The following is a 9,173-nucleotide window of genomic DNA, read 5'->3' on the forward strand; positions in this document are numbered from 1 at the left end:
ACGAAAGCGGGCGCCCCCGGGATGGGGACGCCCGGGATCCGGATCAGCCCTTTGCGGTGCGGATCGATTTGTCCTTGTCGTAGAAGGGCATCTCTTCAGCGGTGGCGGCAATCTCGGTGCCGTCGCCGTTGCGGACGGTCAGCTTGGTGCCCGGCTTGGCGCAGGCTACCGGCATCCGCGCGATGCCCACGTTGTGGTTGTTCACCTCCGAGTACATGCCGTAGGTGACCACGCCGACCTTTTCGCCGTTCTGCAAGAGGTCCGCGCCTTCGTCTGCGGGGATCTTGCCCTCCAGCATGACGCCATAGATCTTGAAGCGTTCCTTGCCTTCGGCGGCATAGTGGTTTTCGGCGCCGATGAAGCCGGTCTTGCCGGGGGAGACGGTGAATTCGAGGCCCAGCTCCCACAGCGTGTCGCCGCAGGTCTCGTTGTCGAACGGATAGGTCTCGGAGTTGTCGCCCGGATAGAACAGCAGGTAGCTTTCGGTGCGCAGCAGGTCGAGGGTGGAGAACTGGACGGGAACGATGCCCATGTCCTTGCCCTTGTCCAGGATGCTGTCCCACAGGTGGACGGCGTCCTTGGCCTGGCAGAAGATCTCATAGCCGCGCTCGCCGGTGTAGCCGGTGCGCGAGATCATCACCGGACAGCCGAACAGCTTGGTCTGGATGATGCCGAAGTAGGCCAGATCGCGGATGCCGGGCACGTATTCGGCCAGGAAGTCCACCGCAACGGGTCCCTGCAGCGACATGTCGTGCAGGTTGTCGTCGAAGATCACCGAGCAGTTCTTGCCGGCCGCAACCGTGTTCAGCTGCTCCATGCCGGTGCCGGTGCCGTGCACCACCAGCCAGCTGTTCACCGACAGGCGGTAGATGATGCAGTCGTCCACGAATTTGCCCTGATCGTTCAGGATCGAGGCATAGGTGGAGCGTCCCGGCATGATCTTTTCGACGTTGCGGGTGGTGACCCGGTCGATGACCTGGGCTGCGTGTTCACCCACGACGTGGACTTTTTTCAGGCCGGACACATCCATGAGGCCCGCCTTGGTGCGGATCGCCTCATAGTCTGCTTTGGCGCGCTCCGGAGTGTGGTCGTAGAACCAGGCGGTTCCCATGCCGTTCCAATCTTCCAGCTCGCCGCCGATTTCCTTGTGGCGCTGTGCCAGTGCTGAAGTCCGCCAGATAATGGCCATTTCGCGTGTCTCCCTATTGGTGCGGACCAAAATTCTTGATTTGGTTCCTTTGGTCTGGTCCAGTTAGCCAAAAGGGGGGGCTCTGTGTCAATGAATATTCCTGCCAGGAAAAAGATTTTGCCTAAAAGGCCGATTCCTCACGGCTTTGCGGCACGGACTGGCCTGAAATGGTCTTTTTATGAGCAGGCTTGAGGTTGCGGGCGCTGCCAATTGACCCGTTCAAAGTGAGAATCAGGTGATTTCCGCGCCGGAGAATCGCGTGATTCTGCCGCAAACAAGCGGTTCTCATAGGGTTTTGGCCGCTGTTTCGGGCCGGAATGGGGCCGGCTGCCGGGCACGGGCTGGCCACGCTAAGCCGTTGGAGACGCGGAGCTAAGGCGGGTGGAGAGGAAGGCCGGAAAACGCGTTGGAGCGGACCGGATTGCCTGCGAGTGAATAAACTTTCACATGATTATTGACAGATTCGCATCCCGAGACCCAGAATAAAGGAAAATAATATTCCCAAGAGGCAAAAATGCCCCGGGAGCACTGCCAACAGGAGGGCAAAACATTGGATGGTAATCTGAACGCGTTAACAACCGTGTTCACCGAGTTCTATTACTGGGTGACGGTTGTCTTCATGTTCCTCATTCACGTGGGGTTCTGCATGTATGAAGTCGGCGCCAGCCGCCACCGCAATCACATGCACACACTGATGAAGAACATCATGATCATTCCGCTGGTCACGGTGACATTCTTCTTTTTCGGCTGGTGGATCTACTGGGCTTTCCCCAGCTTCCCGTTCTTCGGCGGGCTGAACCATGACGCAGGTGCTGCAAACCTGCCCTGGTCGCAGAACATGGGTACCAACTTGTCCGACCGGATCACCGGCGTGTTCTGGGCAGCGTTCCTGCTGTTCTCCTGGACCGCCGCCTCGATCGTGTCGGGGGCAGTGATCGAACGAATCCGCTCCTCCGCCCTGTGGGTGCACGCGGTGATGATCGGTTCGGTGTTCTGGATCATCGACGCCGCCTGGGGCTGGCACGCCGAAGGCTGGATGGTCAAATACCTGGGCTACCACGATGCCTATGCGTCCGGCGTGATCCATGCGATTGCCGGCGGCTACGCGCTGGGCGTGATCATGGTTCTGGGACCGCGGCTGGGCAAGTTTGCCGCCGATGGCACACCGCGCGATATCCCGCCGCATAACCCCTGGATGCTGACCATCGGAATCTTCCTGATCTACTCCGGTTTCTGGGGCTTCTATGCAGCCTGCAACATTCCGGTGATCTCCCCCGACGGTATTGGCGGGCTGCTGACCGGCGAGACCTGGACGGCCACCAATATCTACTTGGCGCCGACCTCGCTGTCCGCGATCACCTTCAATTTCCTGATGTCGCTGTCCGGCGGCCTGATGGCGGCCTATGTGGTGTCCAAGGGCGATGCGTTCTGGACCTTCTCCGGCGGTCTGGCCGGTATCATCACCGCCTCTGCGGGCAACGATCTGTATCACCCGATCCAGGCGATGCTGGTCGGCGCGGTTGGTGTCGTGATTGTTTACAAGCTGCACTACTGGGTCGAGCGCACCTTCAAGATCGACGATGCGGTGGGCGCCGTTGCCGTGCATGGCTACTCCGGCATCGTCGGCCTGATCATCGCTGGCTTCCTGCTGTGGGGCGCGCCGAGCTCGCCGTATGAAGGTTTCGCCACCGTGAACCCGGTCGGCCAGACCATCGGCGCGGTGATTATGTTCGGTGTGCTGGGCTGGCTGCCGGGCTTTGTGATTGCCAAGATGCAGGCAGCTGCCGGCGTCCTGCGCATCCCCGAAGAGGTTGAGCTGCAAGGCCTCGATTACGCCGAACACCATGCCTACGAAGACGCCAAAGCCGAAATCATTGCCGCCGACAAGGCTGCTCTGAATGGTGGCGGCGTTCCGGCTGAATAAGGAGAATTGAAATGTCTACGATCGGTTACGACAGCTGGGCAGTGGATCTGGCAGAGGTTGGGGCAGTCTATCCCTTCCAGGGATCAGAGGGGCTGATGGTGGTCCTGGGCGTGGTCTTCTGGATTGCCTGGCACAGGATCCAGTTTGTCCGCGAAGGCGCCCATTTGGATAAGGCCAAGCGGATGGGAGATACGGAAAAAATCCACAATCTGCTTGAAAAGTATTGACCTGATCCGGTCAGAGGCGCGCCAGTCCGGCGCGCCTTTCTTTCCTTCTAAGGAAAATAAGTTTCATAAGAGTTGAACGGTGGATCGCAAACTGCTAGCTTTGATTCGAGATGAAAAGCAGGAGGCACACCCATGTGCGGGATTGTCGGTCTTTTTCTGAAAGACAAATCACTAGAGCCGAAACTGGGCGATATGCTCACCGATATGCTCATCACCATGACGGACCGCGGTCCCGACAGTGCGGGCATTGCAATCTATGGCGCGGACGCCGATGGGCGGGCCAAGCTCACCGTCCAGTCCGATGCACCGGACGAGGCCTTTGACGGCCTGGACGGCGCGCTGGCCGAAGCGCTGAGCGCCGATGTGTCGATCCGGGTGATCGACACCCATGCGGTCCTTGACTTGCCCGCGGGCAAGGAGGAGGAGGCACGCAGCGCGCTGGCCGAACTGCGCCCCGGCATGCGCGTCATGAGCGCAGGCGACACCATTGAGATCTACAAGGAAGTGGGTCTGCCGGAGAAAGTGGCCGAGCGTTTCGACGTGCGCGGCATGAGCGGCAGCCACGGCATCGGCCACACCCGTATGGCCACCGAATCCGCCGTGACCACCGAGGGCGCACACCCGTTCTCCACCGGCTCCGACCAGTGCCTGGTGCACAACGGCTCGCTGTCCAACCACAATTCGCTGCGCCGCAAGCTGCGCCGCGAGGGTGTGCGGATCGAAAGCCAGAACGACACCGAGGTGGGCGCTGCCTATCTGACCTGGAAGATGCAGAACGGCGCATCGCTGGGCGAGGCGCTGGAAAGCAGCCTGGAGGACCTGGATGGCTTCTTCACCTTTGTGGTCGGCACCAAGGACGGCTTTGGCGTGGTCCGCGACCCGATCGCCTGTAAGCCGGCCGTAATGGCAGAGACTGACCAGTATGTGGCGTTCGGGTCCGAATACCGCGCATTGGTGAACCTGCCGGGCATCGAAGAGGCCCGCGTCTGGGAGCCCGAACCCGCAACCGTTTACTTCTGGAACCACTAAGATGCAGACATATGATCTTGAAGCAAATGGCCTGCGCGGTCTGAACTCGGCCCTGCAGGAACTCAATGGCAGCTCCAACAAGACTGCCTGGGAAGTCGTTAACCCCAAGGGCAGCCATGCGATTGCCGTGGGTCTGAACTCGCCCATCGAAGTCACCGTCAAGGGCTCCACCGGCTACTACTGCGCCGGCATGAACCAGCAGGCGACCGTCAAGGTCGAGGGCTCCGTCGGCCCCGGCGTGGCGGAGAACATGATGTCCGGCACCGTGATCGTCGAGGGCGACGCCAGTCAGTATGCCGGCGCCACCGGCCATGGCGGCCTCCTGGTGATCAAGGGCAATGCCTCCTCGCGCTGCGGTATTTCGATGAAGGGCATCGACATCGTGGTGCACGGCAACATCGGCCATATGTGCGCCTTCATGGCGCAAGCGGGCAACCTGGTTGTGCTGGGCGATGCCGGCGATGCGCTGGGCGACAGCTGCTATGAGGCGCGGTTCTTCGTGCGCGGCAGCGTCAAGAGCCTCGGCGCCGACTGCGTTGAGAAGGAAATGCGCCCCGAGCACATCGAGATCCTCAAGGATCTGCTGGCCCGCGCCGGCGCAGATGCCAAGCCGGAAGAGTTCAAGCGCTACGGCTCCGCCCGCAAGCTCTACAACTTCGACGTCGACAACGCGCAAGCGTACTAAGGACAGGGATCAAAAGACATGGATAGCAATAACATCCCCCGTACCGTCCCGATCCAGTCGGCGACATTCTCCAACCCGATCAATGCGGAGATCCGCCGCGCAGCGGCCACCGGGATCTACGACATCCGCGGCGGCGGCGCCAAGCGGAAGGTGCCGCATTTCGATGACCTCCTGTTCCTTGGCGCCTCGATCTCGCGCTACCCGCTGGAAGGCTACCGCGAGAAATGCGAAACCAAGGTGACGCTGGGCACCCGTTTCGCCAAGAAGCCGATTGAACTGGATATCCCCATCACCATCGCCGGCATGAGCTTTGGCGCGCTGTCCGGCCCCGCCAAGGAGGCCCTGGGCCGCGGTGCATCCGCTGCGGGCACCTCGACCACCACCGGCGACGGCGGCATGACCCCGGAAGAGCGCGGCCATTCCTCCAAACTGGTCTACCAGTACCTGCCGTCCCGCTATGGCATGAACCCGGATGACCTGCGCAAGGCGGACGCGATTGAGGTCGTGGTCGGCCAGGGCGCCAAGCCCGGCGGCGGCGGTATGCTGCTGGGCCAGAAGATCTCTGACCGGGTTGCAGAAATGCGCACCCTGCCGAAAGGCATCGACCAGCGCTCCGCCTGCCGCCACCCGGACTGGACCGGCCCGGATGACCTGGAAATCAAGATCCTTGAACTGCGCGAGATCACCGACTGGCAGGTGCCGATCTACATCAAGGTCGGCGGCACCCGCCCCTATTATGACACCGCACTGGCAGTGAAGGCCGGCGCCGACGTTGTGGTTCTGGACGGCATGCAGGGCGGCACCGCCGCCACCCAGGATGTGTTCATCGAACATGTCGGTCTGCCGACGCTCGCCTGTATCCGCCCTGCCGTGCAGGCACTGCAGGACCTGGGCGTTCACCGCGAAGTGCAGCTGGTGGTTTCCGGCGGCATCCGCACCGGCGCGGACGTGGCCAAGGCGATGGCGCTGGGCGCAGATGCGGTCGCGATCGGCACCGCGGCGCTGGTCGCGCTGGGCGACAACGATCCGAAATGGGAAAACGAGTATCAGAAGCTGGGCACCACCACCGGCGCCTATGACGACTGGCACGAGGGCCGCGACCCGGCCGGCATCACCACCCAGGACCCAGAGCTGATGAAGAGGCTGGACCCGGTCGACGCGGGCCGCCGCCTGCGCAACTACCTCAAGGTGATGACGCTGGAAGCGCAGACCATCGCCCGCGCCTGCGGTCACAACCACCTGCACAACCTCGAACCCGAGGATCTGTGCGCCCTGACCATGGAGGCCGCCGCCATGGCGCGGGTGCCGCTGGCGGGCACCGACTGGTACCCGGGCAAAGCTGGGTTCTGATGATTGGCGGGGCGCGGCTGGCAACAGTCTGCGCCCCATTTCTGAAATACGTTCAACAGGGAAAGGAAGTAGGACCATGACGACAGATCTGGCTGCTTTCGCAAAAGAAAAAGGCGTCAAATACTTCATGATCTCCTTCACCGACTTGTTCGGTGGCCAGCGCGCCAAACTGGTGCCGGCGCAGGCGATCGCGGACATGCAGGAAGACGGGGCCGGCTTTGCCGGTTTTGCCACCTGGCTTGACCTGACGCCCGCACATCCGGACATGCTGGCGGTGCCGGATCCGTCCTCGGTGATCCAGCTGCCGTGGAAACCGGAGGTCGCCTGGGTGGCGGCTGACTGCGTCATGGAAGGCGAGGACGTGGCCCAGGCGCCGCGCAACGTGCTGCGCCGCCTGATCAAGGAGGCAGCAAGCGAGGGCCTGCACGTGAAGACCGGCATCGAGGCCGAGTTCTTCCTGCTGACCCCGGAAGGCGACGAGATCTCCGACCCCTTCGATACCGCTGAAAAGCCCTGCTATGACCAGCAGGCGGTGATGCGCCGCTATGACGTGGTGCGCGAGATCTGCGACTACATGCTGGACCTGGGCTGGGGCCCGTACCAGAACGACCACGAGGACGCCAACGGGCAGTTCGAAATGAACTGGGAGTTCGACGACGCGCTGTCGACTGCCGACAAGCACAGCTTCTTCAAGTTCATGACCAAGTCGGTGGCGGAAAAGCACGGCTACCGCGCGACCTTCATGCCGAAACCGGTCGAGGGCCTCACCGGCAACGGTTGCCACGCACACATCTCGGTTTGGGATGCGCCCGGCAAGGATTCCCGCACCAACGTCTTTGCCGCCGACAAGGGCGAAGGCCAGATTGCCGAACTGGGTCTGTCTGAGCAGGGCGGCTGGTTCCTGGGCGGCATCATGAAGCACGCCTCGGCGCTGGCGGCGATCACCAACCCGACGGTGAACTCCTACAAGCGCATCAACGCGCCGCGCACCATGTCGGGCGCCACCTGGGCGCCGAATACCGTGACCTGGACCGGCAACAACCGCACTCATATGGTGCGCGTGCCCGGCCCCGGCCGGTTTGAACTGCGCCTGCCCGATGGCGCGGTGAACCCCTACCTGCTGCAGGCGGTGATCATTGCAGCCGGCCTTTCCGGCATCCGGTCCAAGGCCGACCCCGGCCCGCGCCACGACATCGACATGTACGCCGAGGGCCACACCATCACCGACGCGCCGAAGCTGCCGCTCAACATGCTGGATGCGCTGCGCTTCTACGACAAGGACGACGGTCTGAAGGCAATGATGGGCGAGGAATTCTCGGCCGCTTACCTGAAGATGAAAGAGCAGGAGTGGAACTCCTTCGTCAATCACTTCTCCCGCTGGGAGAAGGACAACACGCTGGACATCTGATTCCCCGCTCTGGCCTATTGGCCGGACATCTGCGGCCCGGGTTCTGCCCGGGCCCTTTTTATTTGCGGCAGCGCCTGCCGCATATGCGCCGCTTTCACCCGGGGTGAAATCCGCCTGTTTCCGATTGGCGGCGGAATCGCCGGAAACCTCCTGTTTTTCAGGGAAACCGGTTCAGGAAGGTGTTGACGCGCAGGAAAATAAATTGAGTAATAGGAATATATCTTGCCTCGCAATCAACTTCTGCTGCGGGGCGTGAACCGGAACGGATGGCAGCAGGGAGAAGGCCATGAGCTACAAGAGTGACATTGAGATCGCGCGTGAGGCGCAGAAGAAGCCGATCCAGGAGATTGGTGCGAAGATCGGGATTTCCAATGACGATCTGCTGCCCTACGGCCACGACAAGGCGAAGGTGAGCCAGCGGTTCATCAACTCGGTGCAGGACCGCGAAGACGGCAAGCTGATCCTGGTGACCGCGATCAACCCGACCCCGGCAGGCGAAGGCAAGACCACCACCACCGTGGGCCTGGGCGACGGGCTGAACCGGATCGGCAAGAACGCGATGATCTGTATCCGCGAAGCATCGCTCGGCCCGAACTTCGGCATGAAGGGCGGCGCCGCAGGCGGCGGCTACGCCCAGGTGGTGCCGATGGAGGAGATGAACCTCCATTTCACCGGCGACTTCCACGCCATCACCTCGGCCCACTCGCTGCTGTCGGCGATGATCGACAACCACATCTACTGGGGCAACGAGTGCGAGATCGACGTGCGTCGCGTCGCATGGCGCCGCGTCGTCGACATGAACGATCGCGCGCTGCGCCAGATCACTGCCTCGCTCGGCGGCGTGTCCAACGGCTTCCCGCGCGAAACCGGCTTTGACATCACCGTGGCCTCGGAAGTGATGGCGATCCTGTGCCTGGCCAACGACCTCAAGGACCTGGAAAAGCGCCTCGGCGACATCATCGTGGCCTACCGCCGCGACAAGACCCCGGTCTACTGCCGCGACATCAAGGCCGAAGGCGCGATGACCGTTCTGCTGAAGGACGCGATGCAGCCGAACCTGGTGCAGACCCTGGAAAACAACCCTGCCTTCGTGCATGGCGGCCCGTTTGCCAACATCGCGCATGGCTGCAACTCGGTGATCGCCACCAAGACCGCGCTGAAAGTCGCCGACTACGTGGTGACCGAAGCAGGCTTTGGCGCGGACCTCGGCGCCGAGAAGTTCATGAACATCAAGTGCCGCAAGGCAGGCATCGCGCCGTCGGCTGTGGTGCTGGTCGCCACCGTGCGCGCGATGAAGATGAACGGTGGCGTTGCCAAGGCGGATCTGGGTGCCGAGAACGTCGAGGCGGTGAACTCCGGCT

General features: G+C 62.1%; 8 protein-coding genes. 7 read left to right on the top strand and 1 reads right to left on the bottom strand.

Going from position 1 to position 9,173, the window contains the following annotated elements; all coding sequences use genetic code 11:
- Positions 1-43 precede the first annotated feature (43 nt).
- Complete coding sequence (locus AC4HIX_RS19760; RefSeq protein ID WP_490400252.1) at positions 44-1,189, bottom strand: aminomethyl transferase family protein; 1,146 nt, start codon at positions 1,187-1,189, stop codon at positions 44-46.
- A gap of 550 nt (positions 1,190-1,739) precedes the next feature.
- Between AC4HIX_RS19760 and AC4HIX_RS19765 the strand changes: the two genes are divergently transcribed.
- The 7 genes from AC4HIX_RS19765 to AC4HIX_RS19795 form a co-directional block, all read left to right on the top strand.
- Positions 1,740-3,113: an ammonium transporter gene (locus AC4HIX_RS19765; RefSeq protein ID WP_475047891.1), complete on the top strand. Its 1,374-nt coding sequence runs from the start codon at positions 1,740-1,742 to the stop codon at positions 3,111-3,113.
- 11 nt (positions 3,114-3,124) lie between these two features.
- The gene (locus AC4HIX_RS19770) at positions 3,125-3,340 is read left to right on the top strand and encodes a hypothetical protein (RefSeq protein WP_475047889.1); all 216 of its coding nucleotides are present in this window, start codon (positions 3,125-3,127) and stop codon (positions 3,338-3,340) included.
- A gap of 132 nt (positions 3,341-3,472) precedes the next feature.
- Positions 3,473-4,369, top strand: a complete 897-nt coding sequence (locus AC4HIX_RS19775; RefSeq protein ID WP_475047886.1) for a class II glutamine amidotransferase — start codon at positions 3,473-3,475, stop codon at positions 4,367-4,369.
- Between the two features lies 1 nt (position 4,370).
- Positions 4,371-5,054, top strand: coding sequence for a protein GlxC (locus AC4HIX_RS19780; protein ID WP_490400253.1), 684 nt, complete (start codon positions 4,371-4,373; stop codon positions 5,052-5,054).
- 18 nt (positions 5,055-5,072) lie between these two features.
- Positions 5,073-6,404, top strand: a complete 1,332-nt coding sequence (locus AC4HIX_RS19785; protein WP_027236195.1) for an FMN-binding glutamate synthase family protein — start codon at positions 5,073-5,075, stop codon at positions 6,402-6,404.
- A 76-nt stretch (positions 6,405-6,480) separates the two neighbouring features.
- Positions 6,481-7,812 (top strand): type III glutamate--ammonia ligase, encoded by a 1,332-nt coding sequence (gene glnT, locus AC4HIX_RS19790; protein ID WP_475047880.1) that lies wholly within the window; start codon positions 6,481-6,483, stop codon positions 7,810-7,812.
- 286 nt (positions 7,813-8,098) lie between these two features.
- Positions 8,099-9,173, top strand: a 1,075-nt coding sequence (locus AC4HIX_RS19795; protein ID WP_490400254.1) for a formate--tetrahydrofolate ligase, incomplete at its 3' end; no start/stop codon positions are given.

This window comes from Leisingera sp. (assembly GCF_982940295.1).